General features: G+C 68.8%; 20 protein-coding genes and 1 pseudogene. 13 read left to right on the top strand and 8 right to left on the bottom strand.

The window, feature by feature from the left end:
• Nucleotides 1-26: 26 nt before the first annotated feature.
• From ABY42_RS06060 to ABY42_RS06050, 3 genes are read left to right on the top strand one after another with little or no spacing between them, the layout of a single operon-like run.
• Nucleotides 27-698: an SCO family protein gene (locus ABY42_RS06060; protein WP_050458954.1), complete on the top strand. Its 672-nt coding sequence runs from the start codon at nt 27-29 to the stop codon at nt 696-698.
• Nucleotides 695-1,756: an iron transporter gene (locus ABY42_RS06055; RefSeq protein ID WP_050458953.1), complete on the top strand. Its 1,062-nt coding sequence runs from the start codon at nt 695-697 to the stop codon at nt 1,754-1,756. The genes ABY42_RS06060 and ABY42_RS06055 overlap by 4 nt, the downstream gene beginning before the upstream one ends.
• Nucleotides 1,757-1,812: 56 nt before the next feature.
• On the top strand, nt 1,813-3,030 hold the full coding sequence (locus tag ABY42_RS06050; protein ID WP_050458952.1) for an MFS transporter: 1,218 nt from the start codon (nt 1,813-1,815) through the stop codon (nt 3,028-3,030).
• Here ABY42_RS06050 and ABY42_RS06045 read toward each other — a convergent pair.
• Together ABY42_RS06045 and ABY42_RS06040 are read right to left on the bottom strand one after the other, a co-directional pair.
• Complete coding sequence (locus tag ABY42_RS06045) at nt 3,006-3,500, bottom strand: hypothetical protein (RefSeq protein ID WP_050458951.1); 495 nt, start codon at nt 3,498-3,500, stop codon at nt 3,006-3,008. The genes ABY42_RS06050 and ABY42_RS06045 overlap by 25 nt on opposite strands.
• 43 nt (nt 3,501-3,543) lie before the next feature.
• Entirely contained in the window at nt 3,544-4,518 is a 975-nt protein-coding gene (locus ABY42_RS06040; RefSeq protein ID WP_050458950.1) for an aldo/keto reductase, read from the bottom strand.
• Between the two features lie 193 nt (nt 4,519-4,711).
• Between ABY42_RS06040 and ABY42_RS06035 the strand changes: the two genes are divergently transcribed.
• The 4 genes from ABY42_RS06035 (at nt 4,712) to ABY42_RS06020 (ending at nt 9,914) form a co-directional block, all read left to right on the top strand.
• Complete coding sequence (locus tag ABY42_RS06035; RefSeq protein WP_050458949.1) at nt 4,712-5,833, top strand: bactofilin family protein; 1,122 nt, start codon at nt 4,712-4,714, stop codon at nt 5,831-5,833.
• Between the two features lie 63 nt (nt 5,834-5,896).
• Nucleotides 5,897-7,504 carry an acyl-CoA synthetase gene (locus ABY42_RS06030; RefSeq protein ID WP_050458948.1) on the top strand — a complete coding sequence of 536 codons (1,608 nt, stop codon included), beginning with the start codon at nt 5,897-5,899 and terminating at the stop codon, nt 7,502-7,504.
• Between the two features lie 69 nt (nt 7,505-7,573).
• Nucleotides 7,574-8,368: a creatininase family protein gene (locus ABY42_RS06025; RefSeq protein ID WP_004977339.1), complete on the top strand. Its 795-nt coding sequence runs from the start codon at nt 7,574-7,576 to the stop codon at nt 8,366-8,368.
• 49 nt (nt 8,369-8,417) lie between these two features.
• Nucleotides 8,418-9,914, top strand: coding sequence for a cryptochrome/photolyase family protein (locus ABY42_RS06020; RefSeq protein WP_050458947.1), 1,497 nt, complete (start codon nt 8,418-8,420; stop codon nt 9,912-9,914).
• A gap of 139 nt (nt 9,915-10,053) precedes the next feature.
• Here ABY42_RS06020 and ABY42_RS06015 read toward each other — a convergent pair whose 3' ends face one another.
• The 3 genes from ABY42_RS06015 to ABY42_RS06005 form a co-directional block, all read right to left on the bottom strand.
• Complete coding sequence (locus ABY42_RS06015; RefSeq protein WP_004967996.1) at nt 10,054-10,248, bottom strand: cold-shock protein; 195 nt, start codon at nt 10,246-10,248, stop codon at nt 10,054-10,056.
• An 84-nt stretch (nt 10,249-10,332) separates the two neighbouring features.
• Complete coding sequence (locus ABY42_RS06010; RefSeq protein WP_050458946.1) at nt 10,333-10,914, bottom strand: peroxidase-related enzyme; 582 nt, start codon at nt 10,912-10,914, stop codon at nt 10,333-10,335.
• 77 nt (nt 10,915-10,991) lie between these two features.
• A complete protein-coding gene (locus ABY42_RS06005; protein ID WP_004977344.1) occupies nt 10,992-11,486 on the bottom strand; it encodes a metal-dependent hydrolase in 495 nt (164 codons plus the stop codon).
• Nucleotides 11,487-11,582: 96 nt separating this feature from the next.
• Here ABY42_RS06005 and ABY42_RS06000 point away from each other — a divergent pair, with 96 nt between their 5' ends.
• Entirely contained in the window at nt 11,583-12,803 is a 1,221-nt protein-coding gene (locus ABY42_RS06000) for a mechanosensitive ion channel family protein (RefSeq protein WP_050458945.1), read from the top strand.
• 80 nt (nt 12,804-12,883) lie between these two features.
• Nucleotides 12,884-13,021, top strand: a complete 138-nt coding sequence (locus ABY42_RS19750; RefSeq protein ID WP_197092915.1) for a hypothetical protein — start codon at nt 12,884-12,886, stop codon at nt 13,019-13,021.
• 20 nt (nt 13,022-13,041) lie between these two features.
• Here the strand turns inward: ABY42_RS19750 and ABY42_RS20130 are convergent.
• Together ABY42_RS20130 and ABY42_RS05995 are read right to left on the bottom strand one after the other, a co-directional pair.
• Nucleotides 13,042-13,154, bottom strand: a pseudogene (locus ABY42_RS20130) (plastocyanin/azurin family copper-binding protein); the annotation flags it as partial.
• A gap of 62 nt (nt 13,155-13,216) precedes the next feature.
• Complete coding sequence (locus ABY42_RS05995) at nt 13,217-14,809, bottom strand: uracil-xanthine permease family protein (RefSeq protein ID WP_050458944.1); 1,593 nt, start codon at nt 14,807-14,809, stop codon at nt 13,217-13,219.
• A gap of 127 nt (nt 14,810-14,936) precedes the next feature.
• Between ABY42_RS05995 and ABY42_RS05990 the strand changes: the two genes are divergently transcribed.
• Nucleotides 14,937-16,286: an MFS transporter gene (locus ABY42_RS05990; protein ID WP_050458943.1), complete on the top strand. Its 1,350-nt coding sequence runs from the start codon at nt 14,937-14,939 to the stop codon at nt 16,284-16,286.
• 39 nt (nt 16,287-16,325) lie between these two features.
• Here ABY42_RS05990 and ABY42_RS05985 read toward each other — a convergent pair whose 3' ends face one another.
• On the bottom strand, nt 16,326-16,799 hold the full coding sequence (locus tag ABY42_RS05985; RefSeq protein WP_042662095.1) for a chemotaxis protein CheW: 474 nt from the start codon (nt 16,797-16,799) through the stop codon (nt 16,326-16,328).
• A 249-nt stretch (nt 16,800-17,048) separates the two neighbouring features.
• Here ABY42_RS05985 and ABY42_RS05980 point away from each other — a divergent pair, with 249 nt between their 5' ends.
• From ABY42_RS05980 to ABY42_RS05970, 3 genes are read left to right on the top strand one after another with little or no spacing between them, the layout of a single operon-like run.
• Nucleotides 17,049-18,149 carry a protein-glutamate methylesterase/protein-glutamine glutaminase gene (locus ABY42_RS05980; RefSeq protein ID WP_050459899.1) on the top strand — a complete coding sequence of 367 codons (1,101 nt, stop codon included), beginning with the start codon at nt 17,049-17,051 and terminating at the stop codon, nt 18,147-18,149.
• A 2-nt stretch (nt 18,150-18,151) separates the two neighbouring features.
• Nucleotides 18,152-20,377 (top strand): chemotaxis protein CheA, encoded by a 2,226-nt coding sequence (locus ABY42_RS05975; protein WP_050458942.1) that lies wholly within the window; start codon nt 18,152-18,154, stop codon nt 20,375-20,377.
• Nucleotides 20,377-21,219 carry a CheR family methyltransferase gene (locus tag ABY42_RS05970; protein WP_050458941.1) on the top strand — a complete coding sequence of 281 codons (843 nt, stop codon included), beginning with the start codon at nt 20,377-20,379 and terminating at the stop codon, nt 21,217-21,219. Before ABY42_RS05975 ends, ABY42_RS05970 begins: the two co-directional genes overlap by 1 nt.
• The last annotated feature ends 3 nt before the right edge of the window (nt 21,220-21,222 follow it).

Below are 21,222 nucleotides of genomic sequence, written 5' to 3'. Positions count from 1 at the left end.
GAGTATCGGGCCGCTAGCGGTGGGTAATGAAACGACGAACGTATCTCCGCGCCGCGGGGGCGGGCGCGGCGCTCGGTCTCGCGGGCTGTCTCGGCGGCGGCGACGCCAATCCCAACGTCTCGCTGTCGAAGCCCGACCGCGAGAACGACGTGTCCAGCGAGGACCTCCCCTACCCGGCGTGGGGACAGCAGGTCCCCGACGTGACGCTCGCGGACCCCATCGCGGGGGGTGAGGTGTCCGTGCGCGACATCGACGTGCCGCACTTCCACACGTACTTTTTCACCAACTGCATGACCGTCTGTCCGGTCCTCATCAGCGCGCTCCGAGAGGTCCAGATTCACTCGGTCAGCGAGGGCTACGCCGACGAGGTGTCGTTCTACCCCATCACGTTCGACCCCGCTCGCGACGACGCCGACGCCTTCCGCGCGGAGGCCGACCAGATGAACGTCGACATGGACGCGGGCAACTGGCACTTCCTCCGCCCCGCCGACGAGGCCGAGGCGAAGTCGGTCGTCGAAGACCAGTTCGGCGTCTTCTTCCAGAAGAACGAGCCGAACGACGAGGGCAACTACATGTTCACCCACCTCGGGCTCGTCTCGCTCGTCAACGGCGACGGCTACGTCGAGCGGACCTACCGCGGCAACCAACCGGACGAACAGACGCTCATCGACGACCTCACCGCGCTCCGGGAGGCATGACGAGTCGGCGTCGGTTTCTCGCGGCGAGCGGGACCGTCGCAACCGCCGGGCTCTCCGGCTGTCTCGCCGAACTCGGTCGACTCTACACGTCGAACGAACCGCCGGTCGTCTCGAACCGCCCCGACGAGGTGTACGTCCCGACCCACACCGAGGGGATGCGCATGGTCGGGAGCGCGGACGCCGGCGACCTCCGGGTGGGGGTCTTCTACAGCTATCCCCACCGGTTCTGGGTGATGTCCGACGAGGGCGACGGCTTCGGCACGTCGAAAATCTCGGTCGAGGCCGGCGCCGACGTGCATCTCATGGCGTCCGTCTGGGACGCCGAGACGGGCGTCGTCGTCCCCGACACCGGCCTCTCGCTCGAAATCGCCCGCGACGGCGACCTCGTGAGCGAGGAGGTCGTCTACGCGATGCTCTCCCAGCGGATGGGCTTTCACTACGGCTCGAACTTCGGCCTCGACGGCGACGGGACCTACGAGGTGACGGTGGACGTGGGCGCGCCCTCCCTGCGCCTGTTCGGCGACCTCGTCGGCCGGTTCGACTCCCCGGCGACCGCGACGCTGGACTTCGAGTACAGCGCCCGCGACCGCGACGACCTCCCGTACACGACGCTCGACGACCAGCAGGGCGACCCCGGCGCGGTCAAGCCGATGGAGATGGACGGGCTTCCCCTCGGCCGCGCCCCCGAGACGCTTCCGGGGACGGCGCTCGGGTCGGCGACGACGGGCAGCCTCCGACTCGTCGGCACCGTCCTCGATGCCGACCGCTTCGGCGACGACCCCTACCTCGCTGTCTCCCCGCAGACGCCCTACAACCGCCTTCTCGTCCCGCGGCTGGGGCTCACCGCGACCGTCGCGTCCGGCGGGTCGACCCGCTTCGACGGCCGGCTCGACCCCGGCCTCGACGCCGACCTCGGCTTCCACTACGGCGCGTCGGTTCCGGGGCTCGCCGGCGACGACGCGACCGCGGACCTCGCGGTGGACGTGCCGCCGCAGGTCGCCCGCCACGAGGGCTACGAGACGGCCTTTCTCGAATTCGGCCCCGTTCGCCTCGGGTAACGGCAACCGAGTCGAACAAGGACAGGGCTATTTTCGTCCGGACCGACCGACCCCGTATGGACTCGACGCGCCGCGAACGAGCGACACTCGCCCTCGCCGTCTGGGGCGTCCTCGTCTCGCAGGTGCTCCTCTACCCGGGCGTCTCCGACCTCGTGACCGCCCTCGGCGGCGGACAGGGGGAGTACGACCTCTCGGCCGGGATGCTGTTTCTCGTCGCGGAGTTCGCCTCGTTCGTCGCCTTCTCCAGCGTCTGGGGCGCGCTCTCGGACGCCCTCGGTCGGCGGACGTGGCTCATCGTCGCGGGCGCGCTCGGCGGCGCGGCCAGCTACGTCGCGCTCCTCGCGCTCGCGACGCTCCCGTGGCTCGACGCGACCTTCGGCGCGGTCCTCGCCGTCCGCCTCGTCGGCGGCGCGATGACCATCGGCGCGTTCTCGCTGTCGATTACGATGCTCGCGGACCTCTCCGGAGGCAACGGACGGAACATGGGCGCGGCGGGCATCGCCATCGGCCTCGGCGCGGCGCTCGGCTCGGTCGTCGGCGGCCAACTCACCACCATCGACCCGCTCGCGCCGCTGTACGCGTCCGCCGCGGCGCTCACCGCCGTCGCGCTGCTCGTCACGACCGTCACCGACCGGACGCCCGATTCGACCCGCGTCGGCGTCGGCGTCGTCCTCAAGAAACTGGCCGCGCGCCCGGCGTTCGCGGTCCCCTACGCCTTCGGCTTCATCGACCGCATGACGGCCGGCTTCTTCGCCCTCGTCGGCGTGTACTACTTCCGCGAGACGTTTGGCGCGAACGCCGCCGTCGCGGGCGGGGTGCTCGCGCTCTTTTTCGTCCCCTTCGCGCTCCTGCAGTACCCCCTCGGGTCGCTGTCCGACCGCGTCGGCCGGTTCGTCCCCGTCGTCGCGGGGTCGATGCTCTACGGGGTTGCCATCATCGCGGTCGGGCTCGCCCCCGTCTTCGAACTCGCGGCGGGCCTGATGGTCGTCGTCGGCGTCTTCGGCGCGCTCGTCGCGCCCGCGACGATGGCGCTCGTGACCGACCTCGCCGAGCCGGGCGAGCGCGGGGCGGCCCTCGGCGGGTTCAACGTCTTCGGAAGCCTCGGCTTCCTCGCCGGCTTCCTCGTCGGGGGCGTCGTCGCCGACGCGGTCGGCTACCTCCCGTCGTTCCTCGTCGTCGGCTTCGCCGAGGTCGCAATCGCCGTCGTCGCGCTCCGGGCGGTGAAGCGACTCGACGGCATCGACGCGGCTCAGACCCCGTCGAGCGCCGACTGAAGCTCGGCGTTCACGACGAGCCACATCCCGCGGAGGCAGACGACCACGGCGAGGCCGACGCCCGCGAGGACGAACGCCAAGAACAGGCCGACGAAGACGCCGCCGCCCCGCGGGTCGGGGACGGTCGCCGCGAACTCGCCGAGCTGGACCGCGAACGCGACGATGCCGGCGACGAGAAACGCGAGCAGCAGTTCGAGGAGCCGCCAGAACGTCTCGATTCGCAGACCGCCGCGGCCGGTGAGAAGGAGGGCGATTCGCCGCGACGCGGCCAGGAGCGAGACGACCGTGAGAAGCACCGTCGCGGCGGCCGCGAGCCCGAAGCCGACGTCTGCGAGCGGGAGCGACGACGCGAGCGGCGAGACGAGCGTCAGCGCGACGCCGAGGAGGACGCCGGCCGCGAGGAGCGACTCGACGCCGAGAATCGCCGTCTCCGGCTCGTCGCGGGCGATTCGAGCGAGTGTCCGGTACACAACCGACGCTCTCGGCGGGTGCTGAAGGCTGTTTCCCTTGGCCCTAGTCGTGCCCGGAGACGCGAACCGGCCGGTAGGGCGCTTCGAGGTAGTCGATGTCGGAGTCCGAGAGCTTGATGTCGAGGGCCTCGACCGCGTCTTCGAGGTGTTCGATACTGCTCGTGCCGACGATGGGCGCGTCCACCCAGTCCTTGTGGAGCACCCACGAGAGGGCGAGTTGCGCCATCTTGACGCCCTTCTCGTCGGCGAGTTCCTCGACGCGCTCGTTCACTTCGCGGCCGCCACCCTCGAAGTACGGGTGGCCCTTGGCGTGCTCGTCGGTCCGGCCGCGGGTCGTCGCCTCGAACTCCTCGTGGGGGCGGGTGAGGTAGCCGCGGGCGAGCGGCGACCACGGCATGACGCCGACGCCCTGCTTCTCGCAGAGGGGGAGCATCTCGCGTTCCTCCTCGCGGTAGAGCAGGTTGTAGTGGTTCTGCATCGTGGCGAAGCGGTCCAGTCCGAGCGAGTCGGCGGTGTACTGCGCCTCGGCGAACTGGTGGGCCCACATCGACGACGCGCCGACGTAGCGCGTCTTGCCGCGGCGAACCGCGTCGTCGAGCGCGCGCATCGTCGTCTCGATGGGCGTGTCGTCGTCGTAGCGGTGAATCTGCAGCAGGTCGAGGCTGTCCATCCCGAGGCGGTCCAGCGAGTTGTCGAGTTCCTGCTCGATGGCCTTCCGCGAGAGGCCGCCGGAGTTCGGGTCGGTTTCGTCCATCTGGAAGTACACCTTCGAGGCGACGACGGCCTCGTCTCGGCGGCCCTCCAGCGCCTTCCCGAGGACGCGCTCGGACTCGCCGTTCGAGTACATGTTCGCGGTGTCGAAGAAGTTGATACCGAGTTCGATGGCGCGGTCGACCAGTTCGAGGCCCGCCTCCTCCTCTAAGACCCACTCGCGCCACTCCGGGGTGCCGAAGCTCATACAGCCGAGACAGATGCGGGAGACCTCCATGCCGGTGTCTCCGAGCGTCGTGTACTCCATGCCGGAACATCCCCGCGAGTCGGCAAAAAGGTGGACCAAGCGGTAGCCGCGGCGGGGACCCTCCCTTCTCGGCCGGTCGTCGACTCACGAGATTCAGGTAAAACGGCCGTTTCTCGGGGTTTGAAACCGTCTCTCTCGATTTATGCCGCTGCGAGTCCTATCATTCATCCGAGGCGTTGCCTCGGTGATTCCGATGTTCACAACGAAACAACTGGTCGCGGTCCTCCTGAGCCTCCTCGTGGTGGGGTCGCTCGCGGGCGTCGCGGCCGCACAACAAGGCCCGGCGGCCGGCGGGACCGTCGTCGTCGGCGAAGGCGAGACCGTCGACGGCGACCTCGAAGCCGTCGGCGGCACGGTCGTCATCGCCGGGACGGTGACCGGCGACGTGTCGGCGACGGCCGGGACCGTCCTCCTGACTGAGACCGGAACCGTCGACGGGAACCTCGACGGCGTCGCGGGCTCCGCGACCCTCGAAGGGACCGTCGGCGGCGACGTGAGCCTCGCGGGCGGCGCGGTGTTCGTCCGCGACACCGCCGACATCGGCGGGTCGTTAGACGCCGCCGGCGGCACCGTCCAGCTCGACGGCGCGGTCGCCGGAAACGTCCGCGTCGGGGCCGACGAGTTCGCCGTCGGCCCGACCGCTCGGGTCGGCGGCTCGCTCGAATACGACGCGGCGACCGCGACCGTCGACTCCGCGGCCGTCGTCGACGGCGGCGTGCGACAGGTCGACGACCTCGTGGTCGCCAGTCCCGTCGTCGCCGGCGCGCCGTTCCAGTTCGGCCAGTTCGAAGCCCCGGTCATCCCCGGCTGGGTGGTCTCGGGCTACTGGCTGCTCGCCAACTTCGTCCTCGGCGCGATTATCGTCCTCGTCGCTCCCGACTTCGCCCGCCGCGTGACGGGCCTCGGGACGAAGAAGGCCGTGCGGAGCGGCAGCGTCGGCCTCCTCGCCATCGTCGCGATACCCATCGTCCTGCTGCTCCTGCTGTTGACCATCGTGGGCATCCCGCTCTCGCTGGCCGGCGGGGTCGGATTCGTCCTCGCCCTCTGGGTCGCGGGCATCTACGGCGCGCTCGTCCTCGGGACGTGGCTCCTGTCGCTCGCGGACTACGACAACCGCTGGGCCGCGCTGTTCGCCGGCCTGTTCGTCCTCGCCGTCCTCGACTTCGTCCCCCTCGGGGGAATCCTCGAATTCGTCGTCCTCCTCGTCGGCCTCGGCGCGTTCGCGCTGGCGCTCCGCGGGGAGTCCGCCGACGACGGCGACGAGGGCGTGAGCGCCCCCGGTGAGGGCCCCCAGGAAGGCTCGCCGATGGCCTGACGGCTCGGCGACCTCGCACAATCCGGACGAACAATTATTATGGTCTGTTCTGTCTGTCGAGCCATGGCAGTCGAGTACGAGGCCGAGTCGGAATCGTTCGAGTGGGACATCCCCGAGGACTACAACATCCCCGCGGTCATCGAATCGCACGCCGACGCCTTCGGCGACCGCGTCGCCCTGAAGTTCCGCGACGCCGACGGCGGCCGCGAGGAGCGGACCTACGGCGACCTCCGGGACGACATGAACCGCTTCGCCAACGCGCTCGAATCCATGGGCGTCGGGAAGGGCGACCGGCTCATCCACCTGCTTCCCCGCGACCCCGACGTGTTCGCCGTCCAGCTCGGCGCGCTCAAGCGCGGCGCGCTGCTCGTCCCCAGTTCCTCGATGCTCAAGCCCAAGGACATCGCGTTCCGCGCGAACGACTGCGAGGCGACGACCGCCGTCGTCCACGAGTCGCTCGTCGACATGGTCGACGAGGTGCGCGACGAGACGCCGCTTTCGAACTTCGTCGTCCTCGGCGGCGACGCCGACGGCTGGTCCTCGTTTTCCGACCTCGTCGCCGACGAGTCCGCCGACCACGACGGCCCCGACCTCCGGGCCGAAGACCCGATGTCCATCAACTACACGTCGGGGACGACCGGCCAGCCCAAGCCGGTCCGCCACCGCCACCGCTGGATGCGCTGTTTCGAACTCGTCAACGCCCCCTACTGGTGGGGCGTCACGGCCGACGACGACCTCTCCGACGAACTGCTCTGGGCGACGACCGGAACCGGTTGGGCCAAGTGGTTCTGGAGCCCCGTCGGCGTCGGGCTGACGACCGGCGCGACCCAGTTCGTCTACCGCGGCGACTTCGAACCGGACGCGTTCCTCGACATCATGGAAGAAGAGGGCGTCACCCGCCTCTGCGCCGTCCCGACCCAGTACCGGATGTTCGCCCAGCGCGACCTCGGCTCGTACGACCTCCGACTGAAAGAGGCGCTGTCGGCGGGCGAACCGCTCAACCGCGAACCTATCGAGGCGTTCCGCGAGGCGTTCGGCGTCATCCCGCGAGACGGCTACGGCCAGACCGAGACGGTCGCGCTCCTCACGAACTACCCCGGCATCGACGTGAAACCCGGCAGCATGGGCAAGCCGACGCCCGGCCTCGGCACGACCATCATCGACGAGAACGAGGCGGAGGTCGGCGTCGACGAAATCGGCGAAATCGCCGTCCCGGTCGGCTGTCCCGGCATCTTCGACGGCTACTACGAGAAGCCGAACCTCGACGAGAAGACGTTCTCGGGCGACTACTACCGCACCGGCGACCTCGCCTCCCGCGACGAGGACGGCTACTTCTTCTTCGAGGGGCGCGCCGACGACATCATCATCTCGGCGGGCTACCGCATCGGCCCCTTCGAGGTCGAAGACGCGCTCGTCTCCCACGAGGCGGTCGCGGAAGCCGCCGCGGTCGCCAGCCCGCACGAGGAACGCGGCAGCATCGTCAAGGCGTTCGTCGTCCTCACCGACGGACACGAGGGCTCCGACGACCTCGTGGACGAACTCCAGTCGTTCATGAAAGCGCAGACGGCCCCGTACAAGTACCCGCGCGAAATCGAGTTCGTCGCGGAACTGCCGAAGACCTCCTCGGGGAAGATTCGCCGCATCGAACTGCGCTCGCAGGAACGGGACTGAGCCGCGTCGCCCGGGGAACCCATTTCCCCTTTGTCACCTTTCTTTAGGCGTCGTCGCTTGGTGACGCCCATGTACATCGCGGACCAGACGTGGCCCGAACTCGGCGACTACGTGGCCGAATCGTCGCTCGCGGTCGTGCCGCTCGGCTCGACGGAACAGCACGGCCCGCACCTCCCGCTCGCCACAGACCACCTCATCGCGGAGGCGTTGGCCCGCGAGGCGGCCGACCGGACCGGCTACCTCTGCACGCCGACCGTCAACGTGGGCGTCAGCCCGCACCACCGCCAGTTCCACGGGACCATGTGGGTGGACGCGCCGCAGTTCCGCGACTACGTGGAGTCGATGACGCGGAACCTCGCGTACCACGGCGTCGACCGGGTCGTGTTCGTCAACGCCCACGGCGGCAACGTCCAGCACCTCCGGGAGGTCGGTCGCCGCCTCCGCGACGACGGCACCATGTACGCCATCGAGTGGATGTGGGACGAGTCGATTCCGGACCTCGTGACGGACCTGTTCGACCACCCCGGCCCCCACGGCGGGCCGAAGGAGACCTCGATGATCATGCACATCGCCCGCGACCTCGTCCGCGAGGGCGAACTCGACTCGGCCCGCGACGGCGGCGTCGTGGACCTGAGCGACGCCCACCTCCGCGAACACGGCGCGCGGACGTTCTACGACGCCGTCGAGAACTCCGGAAACGGCGTCTTCGGCGACCAGACCGACGCGTCGCCCGAAGCCGGCGAGGAACTGTTCGAGGCCGCGGCGGACCAGCTCGTCCGCCTGCTGTCGTGGCTCGACGACCAGCCGATTGCGGACCTGCTCGCGCCCGCACACGTCGACCCGCAACCGGGCTCGCGTCGCTAATCAATCGACTGGCCGACACGCTCTTTTCTCCGCCGCCGAAGGGACGCCTATGACCGTCTGGGTCCTCGGCGACCAACTCGACCCGTCGGCCGCGCCGCCGCAGTCCGACGACCGCGTGCTGATGATAGAGGCCCACGCCTTCGGCGACCGACTGCCGTACCATCCCCAGAAGCTCGCGCTCGTCTTCTCGGCGATGCGGCACTTCCGCGACGACCTCCGCGAGCGCGGGTACGAGGTGACCTACGTCGAAGCCGAGACGTTCGGCGAGGGGCTCGACCGCTACTTCGACGCCGCCCCCGGCGACGACCTCGTCATGCTGGACCCGCCCAGTCACGGCGCGGGCGAGCGGCTTCGGGAACTCGTCGCCGCCCGCGGCGGGTCGCTCACGCTCGTCGAGAACGACCTGTTTCTCACGACGCCCACGGACTTCGACGACTGGGCCGGCGACGCCGACACCTACCGACAGGAACACTGGTACCGACACGCCCGCCGGGAGACGGGCGTCCTGATGGACGGCGACGACCCCGTCGGCGGCGAGTGGAACTACGACGACCGGAACCGAGAGACGCCGCCGGAGGGGTGGACGCCGCCCGAGGCCCCGCGGTTCGAACCGGACGAGACGACGCGCGAGGTCATCGGGTTCGTCCGCGAGCGCTACCCCGACGCGTGGGGGTCGCCAGAACCGTTCGTCTGGCCGGTAACGCGCGAGGAGGCGAAGCAGGCGCTGTCGCACTTCGTCGAGGTCCGCCTTCCCGAGTTCGGCCCGTATCAGGACGCGATGGTCGACGGCGAGTGGGCGCTCTGTCACTCCCTGCTGTCGGCGGCCATCAACCTCGGCCTGCTCCACCCGCGCGAGGCGGTCGAAGCGGTCGAGGAAGCTTACGAGGCGGGCGACGCCCCGCTCAACAGCGCCGAGGGGTTCGTCCGGCAGGTCCTCGGCTGGCGGGAGTTCGTGCGGCACGTCTACCGGCGGTCGATGCCCGAACTGGCCGCGGCGAACCAACTCGACCAGACCGAATCGCTCCCGGAGGCGTACTGGACCGGCGAGACGGACATGCGCTGTCTCTCGGAGGCCGTGGGTCACGTCCGCGACCGCGGCTACGCCCACCACATCGAGCGCCTGATGGTGCTTTCGAACTTCGCGCTCGTCTACGGGGTCGACCCGGCGGAACTCGACCGCTGGTTCCACCTCGGCTTCGTCGACGCGTACCACTGGGTGACGACGCCGAACGTGGTCGCCATGGGCTCGTTCGGCACCGACGTGCTCTCGTCGAAGCCCTACGCCTCGTCGGGGAACTACGTCAACGAGATGTCCGACTACTGCTCGTCGTGTCCCTACGCGGTGTCGAAGACGACCGGCGAGAACGCCTGCCCGTTCAACGCGCTCTACTGGGACTTCCTGAAGGAGAACGAAGAGCGCCTCCGGGGGACGGGTCGGATGGGACTCATGTACTCCCACGTCGACCGGAAGGACGACGAGGAGTGGGACGCCATCCGGGCGCGGGCCGACGAGATTCGGCGGATGGGCCGAGCGGGAACGCTCTGAGGCGAGCGACCGGAGCGACGACGAGCGACCACGACCCGACCGAGGCCGGCGACCGCGGGGCGCGAACGCCGCGGCTGGCGGGGTGAAAATGCAGAACGCTGTTCGCTGTCGAGTCGCCGTCGGGCGGAACGCGCCGGACTCAGAGTCGCGTGACGTTGACCGCTCGCGGGCCCTTGTCGGCCTGCTCGATGTCGAACTCCACTTCTTGGCCCTCTTCGAGGTCGGGGCCGCCGATGTCCTCCATGTGGAAGAACACGTCGTCGTCGTGGTCTTCGGTCTCGATGAAGCCGTAGCCGCCGGAGGACTTGAAGAATGCAACCTTACCTTTCGCCATTGCGTGTCGAAATGCACCGCTATCGGCCATAAGGATTCCGCCGATTGCTACCACAGACCGTGGTACTGTTTACTATCCTCCGAGTCAGTCGTCGCGCGGCTCTCGGCCGAGCGTGTGGAACTCCTCGTTCGGCCGCATGTCGGCGAACATCGCCATGCGGTTGCTGAGGTTGAAGAAGGCCGTGACCGCGCCGATGTCCCAGACCGCCTCCTCGGAGAAGCCGGCGTCGCGGAGTCGCTGCAGGTCGTCCTCGCCGACCTCGACGGGCGACTCGGTGAGTTTCACCGCCACGTCGAGCATCGTCTTGTGCTTCTCGGGGATGTCGGCGGTGCGGTAGTTGGCGACCAGTTGGTCCGCGAGCAGCGGGTCTTTCGCGTAGATGCGGACCAGCGCGCCGTGGGCGACGTTGCAGTAGTAACAGTGGTTGACGCCGGAGACGGCCACGATTATCATCTCGACCTCGTGGCGTTCGAGGTCGGTGTCCTCGACGAGGGCGTCGTGGTACTCGAAAAAGGGCCGGAAGTGCGAGGGCTTGTACGCGAAGGCGGCGAAGACGTTCGGGGTGAAGCCGGCGCGCTCGGTCTCGTCGTCGATGCGCTCGCGCAGGTCGTCCGGGAGGTCGTCGCGGTCGGGCACCGGGAAGCGGCGCATGGCGTCGTCGTCCATGCGTCTCCGCTCTCCCGGGCGGACCTTAACGATTCCTCAGGTTCGAGGGGCGCTCGCCGTCCCGAGTCCGGGGTCGCTCAGAGCGCGACCGAGAGGTACGCCGCCGCGGCCACGGCGAACACGCCGACGGCGAACAGGCCGTAGTTGGCGACGGTGTTGTCCGCGGTCCACAACGAGAGCGTGAACTTCCGGGACGAAAGCGGCCACAAGGGGCGGATGCCGGCCGGCGTGAGCACGTCGGCCAGGAGGTGCGCGAGGACGGTGAGCGCGCCCACGGCGAAGCCGAACGCGCCGAGCGCCGTCGCCGCGGCCTCGGGTTGGCCGGCGTTGCTGGCGAGGAGGTACGCGCCGCCGCCGCCGACGCCGCCGACGAGGGCCGCAAAGAGGACCGTGTGGGTCGGCCCGCGGTGGGAGATGCCGGGGACGCGCATGTCGTAGTCGGGGAGCATCGCCAGCCAGCACATCGCCGCGCCGGCGGCGAACGCGAGTTCCGGGCGGCCGGCCTGCACGAGCGCGAAGCCGAGGGGGGCGAACACGAGGAGCGAGACGCCCCAGTGACCGAATCGGTACATCTGGTGTGCCCTCGCGCCCGCGGCGAACAAAACCTTTCGGCCTCCGCGACCGTCAGGGGAGCAATCGTTATCCCCGGTGGCCGCGATTTCCGCGGCATGAGCCAACACCTCTCGTCGTTCCTCTCGGGCCTGTCGGCGCTTGAGGTGACGGCCCTCGTGCTCCTCATCTCGGTCGGCGGCGCGTTCGTCATGGAGAAGGTGGTCATCCGCCTCCTGTTTCAGTACACCAGCCGAACCGAGACCTCGCTCGACAACATCGTCGTCCAAGAGCTTCGGTGGCCCATCGTCGTCACCGTCTCGTTGACCGGTATCTTCCTGTTCTCCAGGGCCCCCGCGGTCGCCGAGGCGCTCGTCGTCGATTCGGCGACGCTCAACGACTTCTTCGGCCTGCCGTCGCTGTCTGTCGGCATCGTCGTCTGGGCGTGGGCGCTCAACCGCCTCGTCAACCGCCTCGTCGAGGCGGTCAAGGACAAGGGCAGTCGCTACGACTTCGCGCCCGTCTTCTCGAACGTCTGGACCATCGTCGTCTCGGTCGGAACCATCGGCGCGCTGCTGTACATCTGGGGCATCGAAATCACGCCGCTTTTCGCCGGCGCGGGCATCGCCGGCATCGCCGTCGGCTTCGCCGCGAAAGACACCGTGGCCAACTTCTTCGGCGGCATCGCGCTGTACTTCGACGACACCTACAAAATCGGCGACTACGTCGTCCTCGACTCCGGCGAGGCGGGGACCGTCGTCAAGGTCGGCATCCGCTCGACCACGCTTCTCACCCGCGACGAACTGCTCGTGACGGTGCCGAACTCGGTGCTCAACGCCGCGAAAATCATCAACGAGTCCGCGCCGAACCGCCGCCGCCGGCTGAAAGTCCCGGTCGGCGTCGCCTACGGAACCGACGTGGACGAGTTCGAAGAGCTCCTGACCGATATCGCCCTCGACGAGCCGCTGGTCCTCGACAGCCCCCGGCCGCGGCCGCGGTTCCGCCGGTTCGGCCCCGACGCGCTGGAGTACGAACTCGTCTGTTGGGTCAACAGCCCGCTCAAGCGCGGGAAGGCGACGCACAACCTCAACCGCGAGATATACAAGCGCCTGAACGACGCGGGCATCGGGATTCCGTTCCCCCAGCGAGACGTGCACGTCCACTCGACGGACGCCGAGGCGACCCGGCAGTCGCCCGCGGCCGGACTCTCGAACGGCGGGGTCCGGCAACCGGCTCGCACCCCCGACGTGGCGGGCGAGGGCGCGGCCGACGAAGTCGCGGACGCGGACGCGGACGCGGAAGCGACGACGGACGAAGACGACAGCGCCTACGACGAGTGAGCGACCGGCGTCGGCCGCCGCGAACGCCCGCGACGACCGCCCGCCGGGAACGTTAACCGCGGCGCGGCCGTGGCTCGGATATGCTCCAACTCGGCCCCGTGGACGGGCTCATCGAGACGTTCGGTCCCTTCGCGATTCCGGTCTTGCTGTTCGTCGCCGGGTTCGTCGGCTATCTCGTGCTCGTCGCGCTCGGACGGACCGGCCGCGACGAGCGCTGAGTTACTCCTCAACGACGAGGCTACTCTTCGACGACGATAGTACCCGTCATGCCGGCGGCCTCGTGGGTACGCGGTAGTACGCGTGTTCGCCGGCCGTCTCGAAGGTGTGGCTGTAGGACTGGCCAGAGTAGACCTGCCTGATTATCGCAGAGAATCCGATTTCACGCGGGTCAAAAAGATTGTGCGGCGCTCGCTTCAGTCGGCCGTCGCCGACTCGTCGCCGCGGAACCGGTCCAGCGCCGACTCGAAGTCGCCGTCGTCTTCGACGGTGTCTTCCCACTCTTCGAGGCCGCGCTCGGCGCGGGTGCCCGCGATGGTGTTGTCGAAGAAGAAGGCGATGAGGCCGCCGACTGCCATACCGGTCGAACCGATGACGAAGACGGTGTCGGCGACGAGTTGGGTCCCGAGGACGGGGCCGACGAGCGCGACCTGCCGCATCCCCTCGCGGAACGCCGCCGCGCTCCCGACGTTACCCATGTAGGCGGGGACGGCGAGGCCGGCGAACATGGCGACGCCGACGATGAACACGTTACGCGAGGAGTCGAGGTCGACGTACTTCAGGTTCGAGAGGCCGACGGCGACGATTTGGCCGAACATGGCGACGTAGAGGCCGCCGACGATTGGGTCGGGAATCGTCGCGATGAGCTGTCCGAAGTAGCCGACGAAGCCCATGACGAGCATCACGACTGCGCCGACCTGCACGACGTAGCGGGAGGCCACGCCCGTGAGACCGATAGCGCCGATGTTCTCGGAGTAGGAGGTCGAGCCGCTACCGCCCATGACGGCCGAGAAAACGTTCATCACGCCCTCCATGCCGATGCCGTGGTTGATGCGGCGCTCGGAGGGCGCGCCGACGCCCGAGAGCCGGGCGACGGCGTGGTAGTCGCCGAAGGACTCGACCATCGAGGCCGCGACGCCCGCGAGCATCCCGATGATGAAGGAGGTCGTGAACTGCGGGATGCCGAAGGCGACCGAGCCCACGACGGGAAGCGCGACGGTCGTCGTCCCCGCGCCGCCCGCGAAGCCCCACTGCAGGGGGTAGATGGTCATGAGCGCCGGGGCCTCGACGACCGTCTGGAGGTTCACGTAGCCCGCCGCGCCGGGGGCGATGACCCCCGCGACCGAGAGGCCGGCGGCGACGACGTACGAGACGATGACGCCGAGCAGCACCGGGAACAGCTTGAACGCCGGGTGCGCGGTGTCGAGGTACTGCGAGAACAGGACGATGAGCGCGAGCGTCAGGCCGAGGAGCCACCAGTTGTTGGTCGCCGACGCGACCTGCGGGGCGTTGAAGAGCGACAGCCCGATGAGCGCGATGGTCGGCGCGATGACGACCGGCGAGATGAACTTTCGGAGACGTCCGAGCAGGCCGAAGTAGCCGACGAACACCTCGACGACGGCCGCGACGATAATCGCGCCCTGCAGTTGCAAGAGGGCGCTCTGCCACGCGACGCCCGACTGGTCGGCCGCCGTCGCCACGCCGATGACGGCGAGCGCCGGCGCGAGCATCGAGAAGGGCGCGCCCTGCACGATGGGATAGCGGTTCCCGAACGTCGTCTGCATCAGCGTCGCGATGCCGGAGACGACGAAGAACGTCCCGACGAACCGCGGCACCACGTCGGCGGGCATGCCGAGGGCTCCGGCGAGAATGAGGGGGACGGCGATGTTCGCGCCCACCATGGTGAGGTAGTGTTGGGCGCCGAGAAGGAGAGCGGTCGGAAGGGGTGGTTTGTCGTCGATACCGTACTGCACGAACGAGGAGGGAGAGGAGTCGTCCGTCACGACCATCCCCCCGTGTGTGGTGGTTCGCTCCCGAGCATGGTTGTCCGAGGATTTTGTTCAGACTATATATGTCCTGCTTTTCGCGCGCGTTCGGGGGGTAACGACTTTGTTTCACCGGTTTCATTCGTGACGCGTGACCGACCGACACGGACGTTCGAAGACGGGGAACCGCGACCGGTGGCTGTTCGGGTGGGCGCTGGGCTACGCCGCGGTGGGCGCGTCGTCGCTCGTCGTCCCGCTGTACGCCATCGAACTGGGAGCGAACGCGCTGTTCGTCGGCCTCATCGCCGCGACCGCCGCCTTCGCCGGCGCGCCGGGCGCGGTGCTCTGGGGCCGGCTGGCCGCCCGCGCGAAGCGCAGGCGACCGTTCATCCTCGTCGCGCTCGTGGCGACCGCCGGCGCGCTCTCTCTCACGGCCACCGTGTCGTCGCCGGCCGCGGTCCTCGTCGCCAACGCCCTGTTGTGGTTCGTCGTCGCCGCGGCCGCGCCGGTGTTGAACCTCATCGTCGTCGAGGGCGTCCCGTCGAAGGACTGGGACCGCCGCTTCGGCGTCCTCAACCACTATCAGGGGTACGGCTGGCTCGGCGGCCTCGTCGTCGGCGCGGTCTGGTCGGCGCTGGCCCCGCGGCTGTTCGGTCTCGACGCGCTCGCGGTCCAGCGGCGGTTCCTCGTCGCGGCCGCGGTCGCCGCCGCGCTCGGTGCCGTCCTCGTCCGCGTCTGGTACCCCGAGCGCTCGACGCTGTCGGCGCGGCGGTTCGCCCGCGTGTCGGCCAGTATCCGCCGGCAGAGCGGCCTCGTCGGGCGTTCGGTCCGTGCGGTCCCGTACGGTCCCTCGCGGCTCTACTGGGCGCTCCAGAGCCTCGACCTCGACGACCTCCGGGCGCGGATGAGCCCCGAACTCCTCCGGTACCTCGCGGCCGCGACGCTGTTTTTCGTCGGCTTCTCGGTCTTCTTCGGGCCGCTGCCCGCGTACCTCGTCGGCTCCGGCCGGTCCGCCGACGAGGTGTTCGCCCTGTTCGTCCTGTCGAGTCTCGGGTCGGCGGTGAGCTACGCGAAGGTCGGCGCGTTCGCGGCGCGACACGACCCCCGTCGCCTCCAGGCCGGCGCGCTGGCGACCCGCGGACTCGCCTTCCCGGCGGTGGCGGTCGTCGGCACGCAGTTCGCGGCGCTCGCCGCGCTCGTCACCCTCGGCGCGACGTTCCTCGTCATCGGCGTCACGTGGGCGGTCATCGCGGTGACGGCGACGGGGATGGTGACGCGACTCGCGCCCGACCGGATTCGCGGGGAGGCCCTCGGCGCGTACACGGCGCTTTCGAGCCTCGGCGGCGGAGTCGGGTCGGCGCTCGGCGGGTTCGTCGCCGACGCCGCCGGCTACGTCGCCGCGTTCGGCCTCGCGGGCGTCGTCGTGGGCTGTGCGCTCGTCGTGGTGTTACTCACCGGCGGGCGGGGCGTCGCGGCGGGAGAGCAGTCGCTCGCCGATTAGGTTCTCGAAAACGAAAGCGGGGCCGGTCGCGGGACGTCCCTACTCGATGGCGTGCACCGGCGAAATCCAGACGACGAGGTCGCCGTCGCGCTTGATGACGCCCTCGATGGAGTCGTCTTTTTCGAGCGGCGGGTCCTCCACGTCGTCCATCGAGACGCGCACGACCTGGTACACCTCGTCGACGAGCCAGCCGGTCGCGGCCTCGTCTTCGAACTTGTTGGGGTCGAAGATGACGATGCGCTTCGACTCGCCCTCGTCGTCGATGCTGAGAAGCGACTTCGGGTTGATGATGGACGTGGTCCGCCCGCGGAGGTCCATCACGCCCTCGACGTAGTCCGGCGCGTTCGGAACCGCCGTGAGCTGGCCCTTGTCGACGATTTCGCTCACGTACTCGATATCGACGCAGTACGTCTCCGGGCCGAGTTGGAATTCCAGCACCTGTACTTCTTCGGCGGAGTCCTCCGCGTCGGTCTCGTCCGCGCTCATCTCGGTCGTGATTGCATCTTGTCGCATGGTCATCCCCGGCGGCGACATCCGCCGCCACCTGTCTGCTTCAGAGTGGTGAGATTCAGCGTATAAAGATACGTACCCGATTATCAGCCGTGATTATCCTCGCCGAGTGTTTATATACCCGATTTCCGAACCTCGGAGGTAGATGAGCGGTCAACGAAACGGCACACTAACGAATCCACCGAGCCCTCGGCGGGGGGGCCACTCGGCGTCGTCGAGTTCCCGCCGACCCGGAACCGCCGGGTGGGGACGATGAGCGCGTCCGCCGGCGCGGACCCGACTCGCGCGGTCGTCGTCGACGACTCGCGGTTCATGCGGACGCTGATTCGCACGCTCCTCGAGGACGCCGACGTCGAGGTCGTCGCCGAGGCGGCCGACGGCCGCGAGGCGATTTCGGTGGTCGAGGCGAACCGACCGGACGTCGTGACGATGGACATCGAGATGCCCGAGATGAACGGACTCGACGCGGTCGAGGCCATCATGGAGGAGTGTCCGACGCCCGTCCTCATGCTCTCGGCGCACGCCGAGGAGGACGCCGACGTGACGTTCGAGGCGCTCGACCGGGGGGCGGTCGACTTCGTGACGAAACCGGGCGGCGAGGTCACCTCCGAGATGCCCCGCGTCAAGCGGGAACTGGTCGAGAAGATTCAGTCCGCCGCGGCGGTCGACCTCTCGGCGACGCGCCGGGGCTCCCGGCCGCCGAAGACGGAGCCGAAGCCGGCGGCGACCGCGGGGTCGAAACCGGCGTCTTCGGGGACGAGCGGGTCGCTGCCGACCGAGGGCTCGACGCTGATTATCGGCGCGTCCACGGGCGGGCCGAACGTCGTCGAGCGGTTGCTCGCGGCGCTCCCCGAGGAGGCAGGCCTCCGCGTGCTGGTCGTCCAGCACATGCCGGCCGGCTTCACGAAGCGCTTTGCGGCGCGGCTCGACGGCCGCTGTGACTACGAGGTCCAAGAGGCGAGCGACGGCGAGCGAATCGGCCCCGGGCAGATTCGCATCGCGCCCGGCGGTTCCCACCTCCTCGTGACCGGCGACCGGGCCGGACGTCTCCGGCTCGAACTCTCCGACGACGAGCCGCTTCACGGCGTCAAACCGGCTATCGACCTCACGATGGCGTCGGCCGCGGAGGCGGTGGACGCGCCGCTGGCCGGCGTGCTCCTCACCGGCATGGGCCGCGACGGCGTCGAGGGGATGACCCGAATCAAGCGGGCGGGCGGCCACACGGTCGCACAAGACGAATCGACCTCCGCGATCTTCGGAATGCCGAAGCGGGCCATCGAGGCCGGCTGTGTCGACACCGTCTCGGCCGACGGGCGAATCGCAGACGAAGCACTCCGCGGGCTCACTACCTGACCATGGACGAAGAACTCTACCAAGCATTCATCACCGAGAGCGAAGAGAGCATCACGCAGTTGAACAACTCCCTGCTGTCGCTGGAGTCGAACCCGGACGACACCGAGGCCATCGACGACATCTTCCGGCAGGCCCACACGCTGAAGGGGAACTTCGGGGCGATGGGATTCGACAACGCCGCGACGGTCGCCCACGCCGTCGAGGACCTCCTCGACGAGATTCGCCACGAGCGACTCGACGTGACGGCCGAGCGGATGGACCTCGTCTTCGACGGGATGGACCTCATCGTGGAGATTCTCCACGACATCGAGGAGAACGGCGAGTCCACCATCGACCCGACCGACACGGTCGAGGAGGTTCGCGCCGCCGTCGAAGACGGAGGTGACGCGGGAAACTCGAACCCGGCGGCGTCTGACGAGGCCGACCGCGAGTCGGTCGACCTCGACTCTCTCGCCGCCGACTGCGTCGACGCCGATGCGCTCGATGCGACCACGCTCACCCACGCCCACGTCGAACTCGACGCGGGCCAGATGAAGGGCGTCGACGCCGGCATCTTCCTCAGTAGCATCCCGGAAGAACTCGACGTGGTCGGGGCGAACCCGAACCGCGACGCCATCGAAGACGGCGAGTTCGGCGACGGCTTCGACCTGTTCGTGGCCGAGCGCGACGCCGCCGTCGTCGAAAGCGAACTCGGCGGGCTCTGGAAGGTCTCGACGGTCGAGACGACCGACGTGTCCGACGCGCTCGCCGCCGGCGACGAGGCCGCGGACGCCGACGACGCTCCGGCGGCCGAGTCGGAGGTTGACACCGACGTTGACGCCCCGGCATCGGACGACTCCGACCGGTCTACTGACGCCGACGGCGCTGTCGACAGTGACAGTGATAGCGACGCTGCGTCCGACGACGCACCCAGCGTCGACGACGGGAGCGAAGGAGACGCCGACGAGGCCGAGTCGACCGAGAGCGACGAAAAATCGGAGTCCGGCACGGAGAAGAAAAAGGAGGCACGCTCCATCTCCGCGGTCAAGTCCGTCCGCGTGGACGTCGACCAGCTCGACGAACTCCACGAGCTCGTCGAGCAGTTGGTCACGAGCCGCATCAAGCTCAGAAACGCCATCGACGTGGGCCAGACGACCGCGCTCGACACGCTCGACGAACTGGACAAGATATCCTCGAACCTCCAGAACACCGTGATGGACATGCGGCTCATCCCGCTGAAGAAGGTGTTCGACAAGTTCCCCCGACTCGTGCGCGACCTCGCCCGCGAGCAGGACAAACGCGTCTCGTTCAAGGTCGAGGGCGCGGACATCGAACTCGACCGCACCATCCTCGACGAGATTTCCGACCCGCTGATGCACGTCCTCCGGAACGCCGTCGACCACGGCATCGAAGCACCCGACGTGCGCGAGGAAAACGGCAAGTCCCGCACGGGGACCATCAGGCTCTCCGCGCGCCGCCAACACGACACCGTCATCGTGACCGTCGAGGACGATGGCGGCGGTATCAACGCCGACGCCGTCCGCGAGAAGGCCGTCGACAAGGGCGTTGCGACCCGCGAGGAGGTGAACCAGATGCCCGACAGCGAGGTGTACGACTACATCTTCCACCCCGGCTTTTCGACCAACGACGAAATCACGGACGTGTCCGGCCGCGGCGTCGGCATGGACGTGGTGAAGACGACCGTCGAATCGCTCGACGGCTCGGTGTCGGTCGAGAGCGAACCCGGCGAGGGAAGCACGTTCAACATCCGGCTGCCGGTGTCGGTCGCCATCATCAAGGTGCTTTTCGTGCAGGTCGAAGACCGCGAGTTCGGCGTCCCCATCAAGTACATCGACGAGATAAGCCGGCGCGACCGCGTCCAGACGGTCAGCGGCGCGGAGGTCATCGTCCACGAGGAGACCATCTTCCCGCTGATTCGGCTCCGCGAGGCGCTCGAAATCGACTCGCCCGAACCCGACGACGGCATGGTGGTTCGCATCCGTCCCGACGACAGGCAGGTCGCGCTCCACTGCGACGGCGTGACGAAACAGGAGGAAGTCGTCGTGACGCCCCTGCAAGGACCGCTGTCGGGCGTCGGTGGGCTGTCGGGAACGGCCGTCATCGGCGACGGCAACGTCATCCCGATTCTGGACGTCTCGACGCTCGAACTCCCCGCCGACGGCCAACAGGCGATGCGCGAGTTCGACCCGAGCCAGCTCCCCGACACCGCCGAGGAGGCGGCCGACTGATGCCCTCGTCGGCGACCGACGACCCGGCGTTCGGCCGGCTCTTGGACTACATCGAAGACTCCCTGCAGTTCCAGACGAGTTCGTACAACGACGCCTACCTCGACCGCCGAATCTCCGCGCGGATGCGGCGGCGACGCGTCGACGACTACGGGTCGTACCACGACCTCCTCACCGACGACGAGGAAGAACAGCAGGCGCTCCTCGACGCGCTGTCGGTCAACGTCACGAGCTTCTTCCGCAATCCCGAGGTGTGGGAGGCGCTCCGCGGGGTGCTCCGCGACCTGAGTTCGCGGGGGAGCCGCCACGACCCCATCAAGATATGGAGCGCGGCCTGCTCGGACGGCCGCGAGGCCTACTCGCTGGCGATGCTCGCCCACGACGACGACCGCGTCGACGAGCGCCGCATCGAAATCGTCGGCACGGACATCAAACGCGAGATTCTCCGCGCCGCCAGGGCGGGCGAGTACCGCGCCTCCGAGACCAACGACGTGGGCGAACAGCTCGACCCCATCGGCCGCTGGGAGCGCTTCGTCGACCGCGACGACGACACCTTCCGGGTGAAAGACGCCGTCACCGACATGGTCCGCTTCGAGCGACGCGACCTCATCCGCGAGGAGCCGCCGGGGACGTTCGACCTCGTCGTCTGCCGGAACCTGTTCATCTACATCAACGCCGAGTCGAAGCGGGCGGTCTTCGAGACGCTCGGCTCCGCGCTGAAGCCGGACGGGTACCTCACCATCGGTATGACAGAGACCATCCCGCCGACGTGTAGACAGCAGTTCGACCCCGTCGAGAAACGACTCCGCATCTACCGCGCGAGCGACGCCGCGGTCGGGAGGTGAGCG

The sequence above is a fragment of the Haloferax gibbonsii genome, from assembly GCF_001190965.1.
In the GTDB taxonomy this organism is placed as follows: Archaea; Halobacteriota; Halobacteria; order Halobacteriales; family Haloferacaceae; genus Haloferax; species Haloferax gibbonsii.
Note: the sequence above shows the minus strand (reverse complement) of the source record. Positions and strands in the feature narration are given on the sequence as shown.